Origin of the sequence: Lederbergia wuyishanensis (assembly GCF_022900255.1) — a bacterium.
In the GTDB taxonomy this organism is placed as follows: Bacteria; Bacillota; Bacilli; order Bacillales; family Bacillaceae_C; genus Lederbergia; species Lederbergia wuyishanensis.
Map to the genome: position 1 here is coordinate 154,094 of NZ_JALIRM010000009.1, position 22,864 is coordinate 176,957.

Below are 22,864 nucleotides of genomic sequence, written 5' to 3' on the forward strand. Positions count from 1 at the left end.
AACCTACATTGAGAAAAAATTGAGGTAAACCAGCAGAATATGAAGTTTCTTACAACACTCCCTACTTTGTGTGGGGATTATCTATTTTTATTCCTTTTAGATATTGGAGAATCTAGGGGCATATCAAGAATAATCAGCTGCTGTAAGATTGTTTTGTGGAAACAAATTAATTGTAATCTAAATGAAACCGATACTGAATGACCTTATGTAAGATACTTTTGTGAATATTATACTAGGAAGTCCTATCGGTGAATTAGAAAAGTGTAAAAGAATGGAGGGGATGGGTAGATCCGAAATGACAGAAGAAGACAACTTGTGCTATTTCAAAAAAGTTCTTTAAAAAAGTTAAGAGGTAAACTATTAAAGTAGCAATTTCCAATATATCAATATACTTGCTATTGATTCAATTAGCTTTGGAGGGGGTTATTTGTTTAACATTCCTGCAAATTCATTACATAAAACTATATTTGTGAGACTCCTTGTTATATATATCATTGTTATCCTTCCCATCATCTTACTCGGAATATATTTATATAACTGGAGTTATAACAATGCAAGCCAAGAGATATCCAGAAATACTATTGTTCAATTAAATACCTACTTGGAGGATTTGAATCGCGAAATTGAATGGATTGAAATTCAACAATTCGATATATTAGCGGATAAGGAATTGCAAAAAATGGCACTAGCTTGGGAGGTAATGGATAATTACGAAAAAAAGATAAGCATTACTTATTTACTGCATCGGCTGACTTCAATTAAGAATACTAGTCCATTTATTAAGGATGTCTCTATACATATTCCATCGATTGATAAGACTTTTTCAGCCACTAATTCTGTTCAAGAGTTTAATCATGTACGGTACGAAAGCATTCTTGCTTGTATTCAAGGTACTAAAAGTCGGATTATCAAGCAAGGGGATTCCTTGAGTCTCATGACGCTAATGTTTGGCGGGTGGGAAGTAGGAAAACCACTTTTCGTAATTCAAATTGAGTTAAATAATGATAGGTTGAGGGGTGACCTAGATACCTTAAATATTTACTCTGAGAGCGGTACTTTTTTGATTTCTAAAGATTGGGGAGAGATATTAGCTACCGGTGAGGAGTCCAGCAATATTATACAAAGCTTCCTTAGTGTTGTTAAAGGTTCAAGTGAATTTACGGAGATAATGGATGTTGAAGTAGAGAATTATCATACCGACAAAGCGCATTCTGAAGAATTGGGACTATTTGTTGTCAAATTTATACCGGAAGAGATGGTCAGAAGACCGCTTAATAAGTTTAGTAAATGGGCATGGGTGTTCGCTTTTGCCTCAATTGTTGCAATAGTTATTTATTCTTATTCGACTTATAAGCTAGTTCATAGACCTTTATTACGTCTTGTAGAAGGTTTCAAGAGAATGGAAGGCGGGGATTTGAACATTCCAATTGTACATAAAAAAGAGGATGAATTCGGATTCATTTATGATCGCTATAATAATATGTTAATTAAATTGAAAAAGCTCATTGATCGAGATTACAAGCTTAAGTTGATGATGCAAGAGGCTGAGTTAAAACAACTGCAGTCCCAAATTAATCCTCACTTTCTGTATAATAGTTTCTTCATATTAAATTCACTCGCTAAAATTGAGGATATTGAGCGAATCGAGTTATTTACCAAAATGCTTGGGGAATATTTTAGATTTATTACACGTAATGGGGAAAGCAATGTAACGTTAATGGAAGAAATTAAACACGCGCGAATGTATACGGAAATCCAAAATCTTCGGTTCTCAAGGCGCATTAGCGTACTATTCGATGAATTGCCTAAGGAATTGGAACTAATTAAGGTGCCAAGGTTGATCGTACAGCCTATTATTGAGAATGCATATGAGCATAGCCTCGAGAAAATGCCAGATGAGGGCTTTCTTCGAGTAAGCTTTGAAAAGCGAGGTGACATTGTTTCTATCGTTGTGGAGGATAATGGAGACACATTAAGTGATGAAGAGATTCATAAATTAGGTTCTCGTATTGCCAATATAAATGAATTACAGGAGATGACAGGTATTATTAATATCCATCGAAGAATTGCATTGACCTATGGAGAAGGAAGTGGTTTGTTCTTATCAAGAAGTACGCTAAATGGTCTAAAAGTTACAATTCGAATCAAGTTAAAGGAGGAGGGGAACGATGTATAGACTATTAATTGTAGATGATGAAGAAATTATAACGGATGGATTGTATGAAGTGTTTAGCAGCCTCATGCCAGAGCAGCTTGATGTCTGTAAAGCTTACTCGGGTAAAGAGGCCTTAGAGTGGATGTCGCGCACGAGAATCGATATCGTTCTCACCGATATCGCAATGCCTGGGTTAAATGGTCTGGAGTTGATTGATAGGGTTCGGGCTTATTGGTCAAGATGTAAAGTAATTTTTCTAACTGGACATAGTAATTTTGAATATACTTATCAGGCTATTCAAATGACAAATGTTAGGTATTTATTGAAAACTGAAGGATTCGACAAGGTAATAGATACCGTCATGGAAGTCATAAAAGAAATCCAACTGAATAATTTCGAAAGTCAATTATTGAAACAGTCACGAGAGCAGGTATATGCTTATGAATTCATGGCTCAAGGTGATTTCATGAGACTTCTGTTGCAAAATAGTAAAGCTATTTGTTCGGATCGAGAAGCGTTGAACGATGATTTTAAAAAATTGAATATGGCTTTGGATCCAAAAAAGAATGTATTGATGGTTCTTAGTCGTTTAACTTTTCCAAAAGGAAAGACGTATACCGAAAGATGTGATATCCTCTCTTCAGTTAGGGCCAAGTGGGATTACCATCTGTCAGATAAAACGTGTAGTATCGGAATTACTGATAAATTTGGCGACATGTTATGGTTTATACAACCGATTCCCAATGCTGAAGATGTGGTTGAACATCACTTACTACGATATTTAGAAGGCACACTTGAACTTATCCAAAAGGAATGTCTTACTTCCCTAGGGATAACTTTAGGATTTACCGTAAGCGGTAGATGCTGCAAATGGGAGGCTATAGCTCAGAATTATGAACGTCTTCATCGGGTTCAACAGCTAAAAATGGGAGATGACATTCCTGTTATATTGTGGGATTACTCAGACCAAATTGATGAAAACTCTAATAATGAAGGACTTGTTCCAACTCATAAAATCGAAGTTATTGCTGCTCATCTTGAAGCAAACAGAGCAACGGAGTTTCTTGATGACCTGGAGGAATTGGTTGCTTCAACGAATTTATATGGAAATGTTCAAAAAACTATCGAAACTTATTTCTCAATAGCACTTGTACTATATTCTTACATTAACCGACAAGGGTGGAACAGCAGAATCTATAATTATGAAATGCTATTGCGTTTAGACGATCACCCTTCTATGAAAGAAGGGTTCAACTTTTTGAGAGCAATAGCCGAGGGAATAATTAAAATTAAACAAACGGATGAACGGGATAGATCCTCCCAAGTGATAGATAGAATCTGTCAATACATCGAAAGGAATTTAGGTGAGGATCTATCCTTAGTTCGGCTAGCAGAGACTTTTTATTTCAATCCCTCTTACTTATCGTATTTTTTCAAACAGGAGTGTGGAAGCAATTTATCAGAGTATATCGATAAATGCCGCATAAGAAAAGCGAAAGAGCTTTTGCGAGATAGAGATTTAAAAATACGGGAAATAGCAGCTAACGTAGGCTACACTTCTGCTCATTCGTTTACTCGCTTTTTTAAAAAGGTTACCGGAATGACACCAAAAGAATATCGAGAGAATGTGCTTGTAAGTTAGAATGATGATTAGTTAAGGAAGTGAGAATTTTTTAATTTAGATAAAATGTATAAAAATATCCTTTGATATCAACAACTATCAGGGATTGAAATGAAATATTACTAATAGTTAAAGTCGTTTAGGTGCAGTGGCTTTTGATTGGTAAGCTGAAATTCCCATTAATTTCATTGTGTTTTCAAAAATGTGCATTGAAAAGGAACCTTTGAACATTTGCAAACGGGGGTCTCCCACTTGCTTTATCTTTTTAGTGCTTTTTTAGACAACACCCCTAAAGAAATCTTACTACCTTCTTTATATATCTATAGTGACTTGCGTATGCGTATCGTTTCTACAGCCCCTCTTGTTTCAATTCATTTAACAGTGTTGCAGTATAGTAGAGAAAGAGAAACTGTAAATCCTAATCAAGCATTTTCTTAATCTATTCCTCGAATAATGATAAGTCAGTAACGTATTTTATTTAAGATATAAAAATTTGTGTGAATTATAAAGAAATGCACATTTATTTTGAGTACGTTACTTGACATAATTAAGTCATGAAGGCGCTTTCATATTTGCGCTTAATCTATAAATATAAAAAGTATTAATAGGGAGGGAAAGCTCGAGTAGTATCTTCAAATAAGGATAACTAGAATTTGACGGAATGATTAACTGTTTTAATTAAGATAGCTTGTTGTTTTATATGAAGGCGCCTTTATCTAAAGTGTTATAAACAAACAAGGGGGATGGAATATGCACTTTTCGAAGAAATGGCTATGGATTGTTACAGTATTAGTAATGGTATTTATCGTTTCGGCATGTTCGGAAAAGTCGAAGAGTGGTTCAAGTAATCAATCTTCTGGTGATGATGAAAAAGGCTTATCGCATGTCTCGTTTACGATGGCGTCCGTACAGGGTATAGAGGGTTTTGATTACACGGCAGGGGACGGCTTAGCCAAGTATTACTCCGATAAGTTCAATTACAGCATGGAAGTGACAGCGCTTAATTGGGATAACTGGAATGAAAGACTTCGTATTTGGATTAACTCTGGAGATATGCAGGATATTGCTGTGTACAATTATATTCACGCAGATGCAGCTACTTATGTAGATCAGGGGCTAATCAAGAAGTTCCCTGACGACTGGAAAACTCGTTGGCCTAATGTAGCGGCGGTTTATGAAAAAACAACACTCGGACCTAAAATAGAAGAGATGTTTGGGGGTACTTATTTCATTCCAAGGGCTCGTTTTATGGATAACCTGCCTGGAGATCCATTGGCAAACCATCAATCCTTGTATTTGCGAAAAGACTGGGCTGAAGCTGTGGGTTTCCCAATCAAGCCTTCCTATACGACCTCAGAGATTATTGAATTTGGTAAATTAATCAAGGAAAAGGATCCGGGAGCTGTAGGAGACAGATTAATTCCGCTTGCAGAGAATACAAATCATGCTGTTGAGCTATTTATTGCGAGAAACAGCACATATTGGAATAGCTTTTATCAGGATAAAAACGGTGAGTATCAATGGGGTGGTGCTTCTGATGATACATTGAAAGGGCTTAAATTGTTCCAAGAAGCTTACAACGCTGGTGTGCTGAGTCCGGAATTCTACACGGTGCAAAATGAGGAACATGATCAACAATTTAGAATAACTGGACATGCAGGTGCTGTATTCACCCAAGCGCCGACATCAAATCTTCAGACAGTTTTTAATGAGTTCCAGGCAAATATCGGTGATCCTTATGAAAATATTCACATGGCTACTGTAGTGGGGGAAGATGGTCATTTTCATCAAAGAGACCTAATCAATTTCTGGGGTACGATCATCTTTAACCCGGACATCTCAGATGAAAAATTTGAGCGCTATATGGATGTTCTTGACTATAATGCGACCCGGGAAGGTTATGTCATAACTAATATGGGTCTACCGGAAGAAGACTGGACTTATGGTAACGATGACGAAATCGTATCTCTCTATGACGAAAAAACGGAGGGAAAGCCGCTTGCCGGTACTGACGGAAAATACCCATCATGGGGCTATCTTTTAGGTAGCACGATCCTATTTGACGATTTTGCATTCGATAACCCCAATACGGACGAAAGAATCAGAAAAATATCAAAGCAGCTTTATGAAGACAGAACAAAATTGGGTACACCCGAAACTTTCCCAAAAATGGACTGGACTATTTATACCCATGATTCCCCGAGCATGAAAAGAGCTCAACTTGATTACGTAACGGAGTACGCAAACCTTGTAACGAAATCGGGTGATTTGGAAAAAAACTGGAATGACTGGGTTCAATCGAATATGTCATTGATCCAGCCTGTTCTGGATGAACTGAATGCAAAATAATTCATAATAGTTTTTATTTAAATTGGATGTATAAATTCAGTAACTGGGCGAATCGTACTGATTCGCCCGGACTTTTGATGTTTATATAGGATTAACGTCTCCAACTTTAGGGGGTCTGGTAGTGTATACAAATATTGATAGTAGGAGTTCAAATATGGAAAAAACAGTAAAGTTCAAAGGGAATGGATCCTTGACTCGCCAAATATGGAAATCAAGAGATATATACTTCCTTTTGTTGCCGGGAGTCATATGGTATGTGATTTTTGCTTACATTCCGATGTATGGTTTATCTTTGGCGTTTAAAACCTATAAAGCGAGTCTAGGCATTTTTGGCAGTCCTTGGATTGGATTAGAGAATTTTGTTTATGTTTTTAGAGATCCTGCATTTATGGAATCGGTTTGGAAGACGTTGTGGATTAACGCGGGGCGGATCGTGTTTCAGTTCCCCGTTCCAATTATTTTAGCTTTATTGTTGAATGAAATACGTCTTGGTCGATATAAAAAAACATTGCAGACGATTTACACCTTCCCGCACTTTTTATCATGGGTAATCGTGGCTAGTATCATGATTAATGTTTTAAATTCTGGTGGGATGGTAAACGGGATTATCAAATTGCTCGGTTTCAATACGATCAATTTCCTCGGAAGTACGGATACCTTCTTGCCCTTATTGTATATTACCGAGAACTGGAAGTCGTCTGGATGGTTCATGATTATCTATATGGCCGCAATCTCAGGGATTGATACGGAACAATATGAATCTGCCCAACTTGATGGTGCGACCCGTTTGCAGCAAATGTGGTATATCACGCTACCTGGTATAAAAAGCACCATTGTGGTCATGTTGATTTTGAGCGTCGGAAATCTAATGAATATGGGCTTTGATCAAATTTTCAATATTAGCAATGCGGCAACGGCTAGGGCCGGAGAAATTTTGGACATGTATATTTATCGAATCACTTTCCAGTCCGCTGCTGATTTCTCTTTCTCAAGTGCAGTAAGCTTGTTTAGATCTATCGTCAACTTTGCTTTGTTGTTATTCGCTGATCGTGTCTGTAAATGGCTGGGCTCGGAAGGACTTTTCCCTTCGCCACGGAAAAAGGTTAGGGGATGATTGAGCGGCTACTGATACATCTATCTTAGAAAGGATTGGGAATATGGAAGAGAGTAAACCTGTATCGAAAACAAATAATCTTGGTAAACCGATTTTCGTGAAACATGGCAGGAGGAAACACACGAAAATACAAACATTGGATGTTGTCTTGTTTGTGATTCTTACCTTTCTCGGTCTCGCCATTATAATGCCGTTTATTTATGTTATTGCAGTATCATTTTCAACCCAAGAGGAATATCTGAAATCTACTTTGCTGTTGTTTCCGATGGAAGCGACATTCGAAAACTATAAGGCTTTGTTTCAAGATGGACGGATATGGATCGGTTTTCGAACGACCTCGCTGTTTGTCTTGTTAGGTGTACCGCTCAACATGTTTTTAACTACTACCATGGCCTACGGACTGAGCAGACCCGACTTTCCATTCAAGCGGTCTTTTATTTATTTTGTGGTCATTACTATGCTGTTCTCTGGTGGGATTGTACCCATGTACCTGTTGATGAAAGACATACATTTAATTAATACGATATGGTCAGTGGTGTTTAACTATGGGATTAATACTTTTTATTTGATTATCATGATGAATTTTTTCAGGTCTCTACCTATCGAAATCATGGAGTCAGCTAAGATAGACGGGGCTGGGGAATGGCGAGTCATGTTAAGCATCGTGTTGCCCATCTCTATGCCAATCATAGCCACGATGATACTTTTCTATTCGGTGGATCGTTGGAACGAATGGTTTCATGCCATGATTTACATTAGGGATAACAATCTAGTTGCATTGCAGCTAGCATTAAGGTCAATTGTTATTGATTCCCAAATCAGTCAGCAGATGAATGCATCAAGTCTAGTAACGGATGCAAAATTTTCAGAGGGCATGAAAATGGCTGCGGTTATAGTCACGATGCTTCCTATTATGTGTGTATTTCCTTTCTTGCAAAAATACTTTGTTAAGGGTATGACGGTCGGTGCAATTAAGTAATAAGGATTTAAAAATACTGCAAATGTGAAGAAGGAGAATTTCCTAGATAATTTTCCGTGGGCAATCAATACCGTTGAAACGCAAGTCGTACAAAAATGCTAATACGATGAGATGCTTTACATAAAAGTATAAATAATCTGGAGTTATTTTATGTAGTCCTACCGCGTAAAGTCAGGAGGGCGATGAGTAGCGGACCGTACGTGGAAACAACTTAATAGAAGAAAGAAGGTTAATCCATGAAGAAAGCAAAGGTTACTGTTCATCCAGATTATAAGATTAGTGAGGTCGATAAGCGTCTATTTGGCGCGTTCCTTGAACCAATAGGCAGTTGGGTTTATGGGGGCATCTACAATCCCAAGCACCCAACTGCGGATGATATTGGGTTTCGCCAGGATATCATAGATGCTGTAAGAGAGTTTGATTTGCCTGCCCTTCGTTTTCCAGGGGGAAATTGGGTATCGGGCTGGGACTGGAAGGATTCCATCGGACCAATCGAAAACCGTAAGGCGCAGTTGGATTTGGCTTGGTTCCAGATTGAGCCGAATATTATTGGTCACGATGAGTATCTCGAGTGGACCAAACGTGTCGGTACAGAACCGATGTACACCATTAACCTCGGTACAGAAGATGTTAAAAGCGCTGCACACTTGGTTGAGTATACCCGCCATCCGGGAGGGACCTATTGGTCTGAACTGCGCAGGAAAAATGGACATCCCGACCCTTATCCCGTCAAGACTTGGTACCTCGGTAATGAAATGGATGGCCATTGGCAGATCGGCTCATGGGAAAAAGACCCGGTCGGTTTTGGCATCCGCACCCACGAGATTTCCAAGGTAGTCAAATGGATTGATAACAAGGCGGAAACAGTTTTTGCAGGCACCTCCGACCATAACAGACATTTCCCAGAATGGGAGATGGCGGCGCTAGAACAATGCTATGAATCCGTTGACTACATATCTTTGCATCATTACCACTCCGCGCCAGAGGGCGACATAGCCAACTATCTCAACATCTCCTCTGTCTTCGAGGATTACATCAAGACGAGTATTTCTATCTGCGACTATTTAAAGACCAAGCTGCGAATCCCTAAGAAAATGTACATCTCCTTCGACGAATACGGTGTAAACTTTGGCAAACAGGGCGAGGTTCTCTTCGGGCGCAGAGGCTGGCAGGACGTTTCAAAGAGCTTTTTCCAGTTTGCCCCCAGAGACAATGTATTTACAAAATATGACCCCGAGCATTTTGTTGATAGCAAATATGGCACCAATCATCAAATGCTGAATGCCCTTGCCATGGCTTCTGTGCTTTTAACTTTCCTTCGTCACGCGGATCGAATCAAAATTGGCTGCATGACCGGCGGTATTCGAAACGCCTTGGCTTTCAATGGCGAACATGTATGGAAAAACGCAGCCTATTATCCCTTCTACCAGATGAACAAAATGGCACGCGACGGCATTTCGATTCTGCCAGTGGTCAGTGGGCCAACATTTAATACTGAGCAATTTGCCCTCACAGGCTCCAATCAGTGCCCCGCCTATGAAAACGTTCAGGCGATCGAAGCCGCTGTTATTCACAATGAGGAAAAGGATGAGGTCTGCATCTTTTTGATTAACCGGGCGGTAGAAGATGATATTGAGATCAGCTTGGACGTCCGTGGATTCGAAGGCTATAAACTCGCTGAGCATGTCGAGATGTACTCTGATGATTTGGAAAAAGGCAATAGCTTCAAAGATCAGGAGGTGATCAAGCCTTCAATCAATGGGAATACGAAAATGGAAAGCGGCAGAGTGACCGCTGTTGCGAAGAAACTCTCATGGAATGTAATTCGACTAGAGAAATAAACGTGTCCAAAAGATAAATGAAAGGAGTCATTATGTATGTTAAGGGAAGTTACTATTGAAAACGGAATCGTCCGAGGGTTACCGGCGGCAGATCCTCGTATCACTAGTTTCAAGGGCATTCCATTCGCCGCTCCTCCCGTTGGGGAAAACCGATGGCGTGCCCCAATGCCAGCACATGATTGGGATGGCGTCTTGAAGGCGTTTGAATTCGCTCCGGTTTCAATGCAAGGGAAAATTGGGATTAATAAAGAGGACATCTATACCCGGGAATGGAATGTTGATCCGAACATTCCAATGGATGAAGACTGTCTTTATCTGAATATTTGGACGCCAGCACATCGTACGGATGAAAAACTTCCGGTGTATGTTTGGTATTTCGGCGGAGGGTTGCAGGTCGGTAATACTGCCGAGATGGAATTTGACGGTGAACGTATCGCTCGAAGAGGCATAGTCGTGGTAACAATTAACTATCGGCTGAATGCGTTTGGCTTTTTATGCCATCCCGAAATTACTGCAGAAGCACCAGAAGCTCCCGCCAACTTCGGTCATCTTGATCAACAAGCCGGCACGCAATGGGTTAAACGCAATATTACGGCTTTTGGCGGTGATCCCGATAATATTACCATTGGTGGACAGTCAGCCGGTGGTGGAAGCGTATTGAGCCAGCTTACTTCGCCTCAGAATGAAAACCTTTTTCAAAAGGCGATCATTCAGAGCGGAATTATAACCAAGCTTTACCCCGGAAACCGCACACCCGGAATTAGAAGCAATCTAGCTGAAGCCGAAAGGGACGGCATTGAATTCTTTGAATTTCTTGGCGTTTCTTCTCTCAAGGAAGCCCGTAATTTGGATGCGGAATATATACGCGATAAGTCAATCGAATACAGGAAATCCTGGCTGCATTGGGGTACTGTAGTTGATGGAAGATTCTGCGTAGGCAACGCATTTGAGTTGTTTCTTGAAAACAGGAGGTGGATGGTACCTGTGCTTTTTGGCCACACTTCCTCCGAGTTTTTCAGTGTCCCAGATGTCAAGACGCTGGACGAATTCCGCCAAATGGCCTTTGACATGTTCGGCGACGATTCTGAAAAATATGTTGAGTTTTGTCTAAAAGAGTCAGAAGATTTAGAAGAAACATTAAAGAGGGCTTCCGTAAGTGCATTTGAATATGCGATTCGAATTGCCGGACAGGCAAATGAGGATACCGGTGCAAATATACCGATGTATTATTACAATTTTGATGCAGAAATACCTGGATATGATAGCCCTGGAACCTTTCACTCAGTGGACCTATGGTTCTTCTTTGAGACATTGGCCAAATGCTGGAGACCATTTGTTGGCAAGCATTATGACCTTTCCCGTCAAATGTGCAACTACTGGGCCAACTTCATACGTTCCGGAAATCCGAATGGAAAAGATTCTACTGGGGAGGAACTGCCACGATGGGATCCTTACACCCCAAAGGACCCGTATGGAATGGTATTTAGGGACAAATCTGAGTTTGTCAGGGAACAACCTAGTGATTTAATGAAATTTCTTGTCGAGCAATATTTTAAGAAAAAATAGTAATTAATATACGAGGAGGAATATCCGTGAAACTGTTAAACGGCGACTATACGCTTCTCTTTAAAGACGGCGGTGTAAAGGTGTATAAAAGCGGCAAACTTCTGTATTTCAACAAACGCCCGATGTTTGTAACCCTTAAGACTATAGTGGCTCTTAGTGAGTTTTACGACAGGGCATATGGCGAGATTTCTGAATTAGGTAATCAAATTATTGCAAAAGGCACCCTGAGTGTGCCCTCGGGCTCGGAGTTTTCCTTTAAGGACACGTACGAAGCCGCAGTCAACGGTTTCAAAGTAAGTCGAAATGTCAAAGTGTTGAAGGCGGGAGACGACCTAGGATTTTCCACCAAAATCTCTTTTACCGTTACTGAATCCAATGATGTGCATGACTATAACTGTTTCATACCTGGTGTATGGTACAAGCAAAACGAGTTTGCTCGTGAAAAAGACTTTGGCAAGGACCTTGATAGCGAATATTTCTGGAAAATGGAAACCGGCTGCGCCTTGCCTTTGTTTGCCATGCAAAACTTCACCTCGGGTGAAATGGCGGCCATATCGCGGTGGAGTCCCGACGTGACTATGCGGTCTTTGGACATTAAAGAGGCAGCCAATCATGTTGACCCTAAATTTACCATTGGAGCTATCGGTATGAGCAAACCGGATAACAGGACCTTGAATTATCTGTATTACGGTTATGCTGTACGCAAGGAATTCGACACTAAGGTCGACGGCCTATCTATTGATTACGTCTATCCTGGCTGCAATGGACAGATGCCAGCAACAAGAAGGTATGCGGGTCTTGACTTTAATGATGAGTTTAAATCGTTCCAGCGTGTCAGTCACCCGGTAGAAGTCGGCTTTGAGCAAAATTATACGGTGGCTGTTAATTTCGGTCATTACGATAGCTTTCAGTCAATGATGAAAGACATCTGGAGGGTGACCTATGACCGGCTACGCGACAAGTTGTTTGATGTAGATAATGAGGCTCATTTCCATAACTGCATGAAAATGCTAACCAATTTCACACAGCAATACGGTAATTCGTACGGTTTACCATTTTCCTGCCAACTGCCCAACATGGATATATCTAGTGTGTCCTTCCAGTTCGGCTTTGTGGGACAGCAGCCTGGTATTGGTTATCAGCTACTGCGTTACGGCGACAAGGAAAACGTGGTTGAAGCATATGAAAAAGGAATGAACATCATTGAATTTTGGGTGAAGACAGCCATGACCGAGTCTGGATTGCCGCACATGTGCTACCATCCCGGCATCGAGGAATTTGAGCCGTATCCTCATTATATCCGGATGCTTGCTGACGGCATCGAGAACATTCTGGATGCTTGGCTGTATATGCGCAAGAAAGGAGAAGAACGGCCGGCTTGGCTGGAATTCTGCAGAAAGACCGCTAATTGGATCCTGGACATCCAAAATGACGACGGCAGTTTTTACCGCGCCTACAATACCGATAACTCAGTCCGCATGGACTCTAAGGCCAACACACCCAGTATAATTCGTTTTCTAGTACAGTTCTATCTAGTTTCGGGTGATGAAAAGTATAAAAATGCCGCTATCAAGGCGGGAAATTGGTCTTATATTAACACCTTCCAGAATATGGAATACCGTGGCGGCACTTGTGACAATATGGACATTATGGATAAAGAAGCCGGGATCTATGCTATGTTCGGATTCCTTGCCTTGTATGATCTGACCGGTGAGGACAAATGGCTTGAAGGCGCGATTGGCGCTGCTGATTATACCGAAACCTGGACTTATGCATGGACGTTCCCTGTGACGACGCCTTGGCCGAAGCATCCGTTTAACAAGTATTCAATCAGCGGACAGAGCATCATAACAATCGGCGGAGGAGCGGATGTCTATATGGCGGCTTGTTCCTACACTTATTACAGGCTTTACGTAATTACAGGCGATGAGCATTATCTTGACTTTGCTGAATTCATTAACAAGAACACCCGACAGTCCAATGATGTGGATGGCAGTATCGGATATATCATGCCGGGATTGGGGCACGAAGCTGGTAATTTTACCACACAAGTCCTGCAAAGCCACTATCACTGGCTCCCTTGGTGCACTTATGTGCAAATTGACCCTTCATCGCGGCTTTATGATACCTTTGGCGGATATGAGATTGCGGATGCACAAAAGCTCAGCCCTGACGAAAGGGTCAAAAGAAATCGTATCTATGAAATCTTTGCTGAATATCAGAAGTAGGTATATTGGGGTGCAAAGCATTTCATGGAACATTAGGTTTATATGACATTATTTTCAAATTATATATTTTATACTCATACTTGTCTTAGAGACATTCTAGAACGATTTAACATCTTAAGACTCCCTAACGACTCATATCAAACTGGGGGGGTGATTATGTTGGTTTTCTTTTTGTAGGCGATAATCATGTCGTCAAATTGTAATGAAAGGAAAAGAGACAAGGAATAAGAGAGGAGTTGTAGGTAGTGAGTAATATAAGGTTAGTGGTGGCTCTCTTTGTTTTCTCCATTATGGTATCAGGCTTAATGGTATCCAACTTACCCCAGACCAAGGTAGAGGCAGCGCCGGAACCAAACAACACGTGGAGGCAGGTCGACCCTGCTGATGTCCAGATTGGCAAAAACTATCTCATCGTGTCCGAGCACGGCGCGCTTGCTAACGCTCAAGCGACAATCAACACACCCGGCGACGTCACGGGCGACACTCAGATTGGCATGGTGTCCAAGCCCGTGACGATTGAAGACGGCTTAATCACATCCGAAGTGACGGACGATATGATCTGGCAGTTTGGCCTTGGCGCAAACACTGCGGCGGCATCCGGCGGTCTTGGCGAAGGTCCAGGCTACTATGTATTGAACAGCGCTCCCGGCGCAGGCGGAGGCACGGAACCACTGAGAAGGGAATCCAGCTTCAACGCGCAGCATGCGCCGCTCAACACGACCGGCGCAGCCATCAATGGCAACCAGCAGAGCCTGTTGATGCATGTTCTTGATGAAAAAGAAGGCACAGTGTCCCTATACATTTGGGGCGGGAACAACCAGTGGAACTTTGCCCTGACGAGTACGGAAGACGGATTCACCGCAAAGAGCAAGGCGGCGAGCGCGACGAGTGCGGCTCAACTGTTAGAGCAGATGCAGGAGTCACCATCATTGAAGCTGTATGAACCGAACGTGACAGCGGGAGTTCAGCACTATGTCATGGCGTCATCCGGCGAAAACGGCAGTATAAGCCCGTCCTCCCTGGCTGGCCATGTTTGGGTAAACGATGGAGAAGACGTGACCTTCACGTTCAACCCCGCGTTCGGGTTTGAAGTGGACAAGGTTACGGTTAACGACGAAGAAGTGACTGTTACAGACAACACATACACAATAAAGAATGTCATCGCAAGTGGCACAAGCATCCACGTGACATTCAAGCCTGCTTCAAACGCAGCGGATTTACCGTTCACAGTGTATAACGACATATTCTCTGTTGGGAACGTCACTACAGCGGTAGTCATCGACCTCGGCGAAGGCAACGCGGCAAACCTTGCAGACCTAAGCGCCGACATGTTTACGGCGGCTGCCAGGAACACAAGACTTGATGGCTCGACCGTGATTTTCGACGGCTTGCGCAATATCACCAGAGTATATGTAAACAATAATCCCGAGCCGCTTGGCTATATATCGCCTGCACCAGGATCAGACGACCTCGTAACAGATATGCCAGCGAGCGGGCGCTACATCATCGTTGAATTTGAGTTCTGGAATGCCAATGGCTATACATCCGGCGCAATGGCTTCGGGCAACTTGCAAAATGCATTCTCGGCGCTCCTCAATTACCGCGTCAACGTGGATCGTGAGATCAAGCTGACAGACGGCACTACCATAACCCCGAGATTCACTCAGGCAGCGGTAGTAAACCCGGCGCTAGACAAGTTTGTCCCGGACAAAACGAACCCGGGCGGCACAGGCAGCATGGACATCCTAATTTCGATAGATGAGTCCTGGGAAGACCTCGGTCCACTCCCGTTGTTCATCTACAACCATGGCGGCGGCCGCGGTGGCCCTTCGGGGGACTACTTCGCGCCTGTGCAAACTGCGAACGGCGCAGCTGTGCTTTCCAAGCTCCAACTGGAGAACCCGGGCAAGTATAACGCGCACATCATAGCTACGCAGAACCACTCGAACAATCAGGCCAACAACGAGGCCCTTATGGCATACGTGGAGAAACTGGCCGCTGAGGGTAAGGTGGATTTGAGTCGTATCTACATGTCTGGCTTCTCGATGGGCAGCATGTACACAATCGGTTTTTATAACCGCAATCCCGATTTCCTAGCAGCAATCGTTCCGCTTGCAGGAGGCACCTTGCCAACCATTGAACAGCTTACCGCGAACTCGGAGCTCACAAAAACTGCCATATGGGCGCATACACATAAGAATGACGGCGCTGGTAATAGTTGGACAGCGTATTTCACAACAGGCGCTGGCGCCAGCGGCTTATATTCAGAAGCCAACGTAACGGTTCTGGAAACCAACCAGGCCTTTAATTTCCCGTACTACGGCTTTGACTGGACGCCGCACGAAACCGAAGCCCAAGTGTTCAGCAACCTTCTCGGCCAATCAAACGCCAGCTTCAGGTATGGTGCAAGCCAAGAAAAGTACGCAGATAAGAACATCTTTGATTGGATGTTCGCGCAGTACAGAAACCGGATTGCCGACCTTAAAGAAACTGTTGCATCCCTGGATATTGTACATGGCAATAAAAATGCTCTAATGGTAAAGCTGAAAAATGCAGAAGAATATATGGCAGATACGGAACATGCCAAATCAGCACAAGCAGTCAATATGCTAAACGCCTTTATCAACCAGGTCAATGCTTTTGTCAATTCAGGCAAACTGACTGAGGAACAGGCAAAAAAGATGATTTCCTTAGCAGAAGAAACAATCAGAAATATTCAAAGATAGACATAAAGGGATACTTAAAGATGTGATAATCATATAGGCCGCATAGAGTATCTTAAGATTTTATGTGGTCTATTCTTTTGATTCAAGCAGATGTTCCCATCATAACAAGCAGCTTGTATTCGCGTTGTGATATTTAAATATCAATCTATGAATCTTTAGGATTGTTCTTAGACAAATCAGCAATTGTAAGTACTGATAATTTATACTTGGTACTTAATAAAAATAAGTAAATAAGTTAACAATTGAGGGTTCAACATGTCACTCCCTAATCTAAGTTGTTGGTGGTCTGGTAACCTCAATTATCCTTAAATTTTAGGGGGCAAGTTTTTTATTTGTAAACCTTCTTTAATCAAGGATACGTTAACTTTTTACTATAGAAGTTTTGACAATATGCTACTAAAAAGGAGGGATATATTGTTGGTTGTCTTTAACTAGTCGTGGGCATGTGGCTAAGCGTTACATTAGAGAAGGGAGTAGTATAATAATGTTTAAAAAATTTTTATTAGTAAATTTACTGGTTTGCTTTACCCTGTCATTAAACTTACCTTCAGTCTTAGCAGCAAATGAAACGACGGGAACAACTTTACCGTTTATACTTAAAAATGAAAACTTTGCCTTTCACGAGCGTACTGATGCTCTCATTATTGACGCTGGAAAAGAGGTAAATGGCTCCTCACTGTCTATTACTGATTTCGATGTAAACGTGATCGCAACAAGAAAAGTCGATCCTAATTATGTAGCGTATAATGGTCCTCGCGAGGTTATTGATGTTTATACAAGTCACGTGAATGATACTGGTGATCCTTCCGAAACTGGACGATATATCATTATTGATTTTCCAGATGTTGGGTGGGGTGATGGTGGTACCACGAACGATGGCGGTTTTACATTTGATTCATCGTACACTATAACTTATAAGGGTGCTGAAATTGACTTTGTGGATGGATCCTCAATAGTACCCGAGGGATTTACTCAGACAGGTGTTGTCAGCCCCGTCCTAGATCAATTTAAGTATTCAAACCATAATGGGCTTGATTACAGTTATTTTTATAACGAGGATGCCACGGAGCCGCTGCCTCTGGTAGTTTTTTTCCACGGCGGTGGACAGGGTAACGATATCTATACTCCTATCAGATTTAGTAACGGCGGTACCGTTTGGGCCAACCCTGAGAATCAGGCCAAGTATCCAAGTCATGTACTGGCCCCTCGTAATGCTACGACCCCAGCAGCCATGCATAATGTTAAGGCAGTCATCGATAAAATGATAGCTGATGGCAAAGTTGACCCTAACCGTGTCTATATTACTGGGTTCTCAATGGGCGGAGGTTCCACATGGACCTTCCTGCGAACTTTCCCTGACTTCGCTGCAGCAGCTGCACCTCTTTGTCCAGCCGGTGGACCTGGGAGCGTGGATGCTGCTAATGCGGTAGCATATTTGCCTATTTGGACTTTTGTAGATGAAGGAGATTTTTTATTCAATTCTGTTGTCAACAATGACAGGATTTACGGACCATATTTGAACGACTCCTTGTTGACTATACTGCCAGAAAATAGACTGGATAATCCACCCTATAATGGCCATGTATTCGATGGACATGCCGTTTGGCTTCCAGTTTATAATGAGTACGTTCATCCAGAGCGTGGCATGCTTATAGACTGGTTATTCTCAAAAAGTAAAATTAGAGGTATATCTGATGTAGAAGTTAATACCGTGTCCGGGGTTGCTCCTACTCTACCTGAAACAGTGGTTGTTGATGTCAATTACAGCACCAAGGGGGTTATTTCAGAAGAACGAGCCGTTGTATGGAACGCGATTGACCCAAAGAGCTATGGTAACGATGGACCAGGAGTCTTTAATGTAGAGGGCACCATAGAGGGGTCTGTTAAAAAGGCGGTAGCAACTGTGACTGTTGAATACAGAAACCGTATTGCCGACCTTAAAGAAACTGTTGCTGGCCTGGATATTGTGCAGGGCAATAAGAATGCTCTAATGGTAAAGCTGAATCAGGCGGAAGAATTTCTATCGGATACGAAACATGACAAATCTGCACAAGCAGTCAAAATGTTGAATAACTTTATCGAGCAGGTCAATAACTTTGTAAAGCCAGGTAAACTAACTGAAGAGCAGACGACAGAGATGGTTGAAGCAGGGAAAGAGACAATCAGGAATATTACCAACTAAATTAACATAAAGGCATTATAAAGTCGGTATAGTTCTTAAATTACTTGGAGACAACAATGCCGAGACTAGGCAAACCGTAGTTTAAGCGACGATATAAGCATAGAAAAAGTGCTGCTTAATAGACCGCATAAATAATAAATTTTTTGCGGTCTTTCTTTTTTTATACTACGTTACAAGCATTGCCAAATTAGAATTAACACGGGTCATTGATAGAGTAGCTTATCACTTGAGGAATATATTTTGAAACAACGGAAAAGAAAGTATATTACTCTATTAGCCGATGAGCTCATAAAAACACGAAGAGTTTTCGAGAATGTTAAAGTTAATAATAGTAGTATTGATAAAGTAAAGAGCAGATGGAAGAAAAAAAGAGGTATTGAAAGCTCTATATTCTGTGTTATTTATCGGATGATCAATTATAAAAGATTGGGAGTGTACAAATGAAAAGATGTATATCTTTGGCAGTATTCCTTGGTTTATTAGTAACAATTCCATTCCAATCCACCTCCGCATCCTCAAACATCGAGCCTGCTCCTCCTGGATATGATACCTATCGGGATGATATTGCTCATGGTGAAATGGAAACGGTTACCTATTATTCTGGTACTGTTGGAACAGAAAGAAAAGCAATGGTGTATACTCCACCAGGTTATTCAAAAAAGAAAAAATATAATGTACTCTATCTTTTACACGGAATTGGGGGGGATGAGAAGGAATGGTACGAACAAATGAACCCCCATCATATTTTGGACAATCTATATGCTGAAAATAAACTTGAGCCAATGATTGTCGTTTTTCCAAATGGACGTGCAATGAAGAACGATAGGCCAGAAGGAAATATTTTCGACCCAGAGAAAATTGCAGCCTTTGAAACATTTGAATATGACTTATTAAACGATCTCATTCCAGCGATCGAATCTAGGTATCCTGTATGGAAAAATAGACATCATCGAGCACTTGCTGGACTTTCAATGGGTGGAGGACAAGCTTTAAATTTTGGTTTAAAACACCTTGATACTTTTTCTTATGTCGGCGGTTTTTCGTCTGCTCCCAATACAAAAAGTCCAGAAGTATTGATTACGAATCCCCAAAAAGTTACTCAAAGACTTAAAGTACTTTGGCTTTCAAGCGGAGATGCAGACAACCTAACACCAATTAGTGAAAACTTCCATCACTATTTGACCGATAAGAAAATTCCGCATATTTGGTATTTGGATGAGGGTGGGCATGTACCTAGCGTATGGAGCAGTGGACTATTTCACTTTTCGCAGCTTCTTTTTAAAAAGTAAAAGAGGATACTGAGCACTCAAGCCTTAACCAGCACAACTACGCAATGCACTAGTTGTGCTGTGACTTTTTAATTTACTGTATCTCCTTTCCTTCTAAATAGTTGCATTTCATAATACAGCTTAAATAATTCAAAATTTATATTTCAAATATTATTAGAAGAACTTCCAGCTTAGCAATGTCTCTGGGTAAATTTATTTAAGTTCTAATTTTTTTATTAACTCAACTTTCGCAGGAAGAGAATTGTAATTATTCCAAAGTATCCAAGAGCTTGTAGAAATTGAAATAATATCAGTGACATTAGGTTCAACCATGAAAAAGTAATTAACTGTGGAAAATATACTTTTCACAAAAGTGGGAATAATTCTTCCGTAAATAACTGAAAATTAGGTATAATTGTACTAACATGGTAGAATGTAAAGAAAGAACCAATACATCCTTGAAAATGATTAGGAGGAATCATTGAGATGAAAACGTATTCAAATTACATTGCAGGAGAATGGAAAGACTCTATTGCCGGAGAAACAAGGGAAATCATTAACCCGGCGACAAGTGAGGTTGTAGGGAAATCTTCTGTCTCAACTGCGGAGGATCTTAATAGAGCAGTGCAAGCAGCATCTGAAGCTAAATTTGGCTGGAGCCAACTCGCAGGAGCGGCAAGAGGGGATTATCTTTACAAGGTCGCTAATATTATTGAAGCAAGATTAGAAGAAATTGCAGAAACAATGACGAGGGAAATGGGAAAAACATTGCCAGAAGCGAAAGGTGAAACAGCGAGGGGCGTCGCTATTTTGCGTTATTATGCGGGGGAAGGAATGCGGAAAGTGGGAGATGTAATACCTTCTTCAGATAGTGAGGCTTTGATGTTTACTAAACGTGTGCCGCTTGGTGTCGTGGGAATTATTACTCCGTGGAACTTCCCTGTAGCGATTCCAATTTGGAAAATGGCTCCTGCCCTTATTTACGGAAATACGGTTGTTATTAAGCCGGCATCTGAAACAGCTATAACCGCTGCGAAAGTAATCGATTGTTTTCACGAAGCAGGACTTCCAAAAGGAGTCGTCAACATGGTTACTGGTTCTGGCAGTGTTATAGGAGATGGAATGGTGAACCACCGTGGAATTGCGGGAATATCATTTACGGGTTCGGACGTAGTTGGAAAACAAATTGCGATGGGTGCCGTAGAAAGAGGAGCGAAATTCCAACTTGAAATGGGCGGGAAAAATCCGGTCATTATCGCAGAAGACGCGGACCTGGATAAAGCAGTCGAAGGTACGATTAGTGGCGCATTCCGTTCAACAGGACAAAAATGTACTGCAACAAGTCGAGTGCTCGTACATAGAAATATAAAACAGGCCTTTGTGGACAAACTTCTTACAGCATCACAATCCATTAAAATCGGAAATGGATTGGAAGATGGAGTATGGATGGGACCATGTTCCTCCGAGTCACAAATGGAAACCGTCCTTTCTTATATCGAAAAGGGAAAGAAAGAAGGGGCGAAACTTCTTTTTGGTGGTAATAGATTGAGAGGTTCAGAGTTTGATCAAGGATTTTACGTGGAGCCAACGATTTTTGATGAAGTAGACAGCAAGATGCAAATTGCTCAAGAAGAAATATTCGGACCTGTCATTGCGGTTATCCCGTTTGATAATTTGGAAGAAGCTTTTGAATTGGCAAATGATACACAGTTTGGGCTAAGTGCTTCTATTTACACAGAAAATGTTGGTGCCATGTTGAAATTTATTGATCGTGTCGATGCCGGTCTAGTTAGAATCAATGCCGAGACAGCAGGCGTCGAACTTCAAGCTCCTTTTGGAGGAATGAAAAGTTCAAGTTCTCACTCACGCGAGCAAGGAGAAGCTGCAATTGAATTTTACACATCTATTAAAACAGTGTTTGTGAAAGGTTAATTTTATAAAGAACAGGAGATTAGATCATGAGAATCATTCGTTATGCGGAATCAGATAGGGCACAATTGGCTGCAGTAAAAGAAGATTCAAAGATTTATCCATTGCCTTATCAAAACTTTCAAGAACTATTGAATACATGTGATCAACAACAAAAGAGCTGTCTAACATTGATTAAAGAAGTGTTAGATGGAATAGATCCTATTCAAAAATCAATAGATGAATTAGACCTTAAACTCCCAATCAATGCCCAGGAAGTTTGGGCAAGTGGGGTTACGTATTTAAGAAGTAAAGATGCAAGAAACTATGAATCTCAGGGAAGTGTGCCCTCCGTTTCGTACTACGACAAGGTATATGTGGCGGAGAGGCCAGAACTATTTCTAAAATCGACGGATAAAAGAACGATAGGTCCAAATGATCCTCTTTACTTACGTTCTGATTCAACATGGCAAATTCCCGAACCAGAGTTAGGGCTTGTCTTAGATGGTGCCGGAAATATTGTCGGATATACAATTGGTAATGATATGAGCTGCCGGGATATTGAGGGTGAGAATCCACTTTATTTACCACAAGCGAAAATGTGGAAGCATTCGTGTTCTATTGGACCTGCTATTTTACTGGCAGATACGGTTGAGGATCCTTATGCCTTTGATATAAATTGTAGAATCTTCCGCAATGGTGAAAAGGTGTTTGAAGATGCAGCCAGTACTTCCCAATTAAAAAGACGATACGAAGAATTAGTCGAATTTTTAAAGAGAGATAATGAATTATTCCCTGGTACCGTTCTATTAACAGGCACCTGTATCGTACCTCCAAATGACTTTACATTAAACGATGGTGATGTAGTCGAAATTGAGATTTCGAGCATTGGTTTATTACGAAATCCAGTGGCAGCGCAATAAGGAG

At 41.3% G+C, this 22,864-nt stretch carries 13 protein-coding genes; all 13 read left to right on the forward strand.

The window, feature by feature from the left end:
- Positions 1-427 precede the first annotated feature (427 nt).
- The 13 genes from MT489_RS13185 to MT489_RS13245 all read left to right on the forward strand — a co-directional run bounded on the left by MT489_RS13185 (position 428) and on the right by MT489_RS13245 (position 22,860).
- Positions 428-2,176 carry a sensor histidine kinase gene (locus MT489_RS13185; RefSeq protein WP_244682028.1) on the forward strand — a complete coding sequence of 583 codons (1,749 nt, stop codon included), beginning with the start codon at positions 428-430 and terminating at the stop codon, positions 2,174-2,176.
- Positions 2,169-3,797 carry a response regulator transcription factor gene (locus MT489_RS13190; protein ID WP_244682029.1) on the forward strand — a complete coding sequence of 543 codons (1,629 nt, stop codon included), beginning with the start codon at positions 2,169-2,171 and terminating at the stop codon, positions 3,795-3,797. The genes MT489_RS13185 and MT489_RS13190 overlap by 8 nt, the downstream gene beginning before the upstream one ends.
- A gap of 729 nt (positions 3,798-4,526) precedes the next feature.
- Positions 4,527-6,125 (forward strand): type 2 periplasmic-binding domain-containing protein, encoded by a 1,599-nt coding sequence (locus MT489_RS13195; protein ID WP_244682030.1) that lies wholly within the window; start codon positions 4,527-4,529, stop codon positions 6,123-6,125.
- Positions 6,126-6,279: 154 nt separating this feature from the next.
- Entirely contained in the window at positions 6,280-7,239 is a 960-nt protein-coding gene (locus MT489_RS13200; RefSeq protein ID WP_244682031.1) for an ABC transporter permease, read from the forward strand.
- A gap of 43 nt (positions 7,240-7,282) precedes the next feature.
- On the forward strand, positions 7,283-8,218 hold the full coding sequence (locus MT489_RS13205) for a carbohydrate ABC transporter permease (RefSeq protein ID WP_244682032.1): 936 nt from the start codon (positions 7,283-7,285) through the stop codon (positions 8,216-8,218).
- A 236-nt stretch (positions 8,219-8,454) separates the two neighbouring features.
- Positions 8,455-10,059 carry an alpha-L-arabinofuranosidase C-terminal domain-containing protein gene (locus MT489_RS13210; RefSeq protein ID WP_244682033.1) on the forward strand — a complete coding sequence of 535 codons (1,605 nt, stop codon included), beginning with the start codon at positions 8,455-8,457 and terminating at the stop codon, positions 10,057-10,059.
- A gap of 36 nt (positions 10,060-10,095) precedes the next feature.
- Positions 10,096-11,625 carry a carboxylesterase/lipase family protein gene (locus MT489_RS13215; protein ID WP_244682034.1) on the forward strand — a complete coding sequence of 510 codons (1,530 nt, stop codon included), beginning with the start codon at positions 10,096-10,098 and terminating at the stop codon, positions 11,623-11,625.
- Between the two features lie 26 nt (positions 11,626-11,651).
- Positions 11,652-13,853 (forward strand): glycoside hydrolase family 127 protein, encoded by a 2,202-nt coding sequence (locus tag MT489_RS13220; RefSeq protein WP_244682035.1) that lies wholly within the window; start codon positions 11,652-11,654, stop codon positions 13,851-13,853.
- A gap of 245 nt (positions 13,854-14,098) precedes the next feature.
- Complete coding sequence (locus MT489_RS13225) at positions 14,099-16,579, forward strand: FIMAH domain-containing protein (protein WP_244682036.1); 2,481 nt, start codon at positions 14,099-14,101, stop codon at positions 16,577-16,579.
- Positions 16,580-17,063: 484 nt separating this feature from the next.
- Positions 17,064-18,761, forward strand: coding sequence for an Ig-like domain-containing protein (locus tag MT489_RS13230; RefSeq protein WP_244682037.1), 1,698 nt, complete (start codon positions 17,064-17,066; stop codon positions 18,759-18,761).
- Between the two features lie 440 nt (positions 18,762-19,201).
- Positions 19,202-20,050, forward strand: coding sequence for an alpha/beta hydrolase (locus MT489_RS13235; RefSeq protein WP_244682038.1), 849 nt, complete (start codon positions 19,202-19,204; stop codon positions 20,048-20,050).
- A gap of 465 nt (positions 20,051-20,515) precedes the next feature.
- The gene (gene gucD, locus MT489_RS13240; RefSeq protein WP_244682039.1) at positions 20,516-21,961 is read left to right on the forward strand and encodes an alpha-ketoglutaric semialdehyde dehydrogenase GucD; all 1,446 of its coding nucleotides are present in this window, start codon (positions 20,516-20,518) and stop codon (positions 21,959-21,961) included.
- Between the two features lie 26 nt (positions 21,962-21,987).
- A complete protein-coding gene (locus MT489_RS13245) occupies positions 21,988-22,860 on the forward strand; it encodes a fumarylacetoacetate hydrolase family protein (protein WP_244682040.1) in 873 nt (290 codons plus the stop codon).
- Positions 22,861-22,864 lie beyond the last annotated feature (4 nt).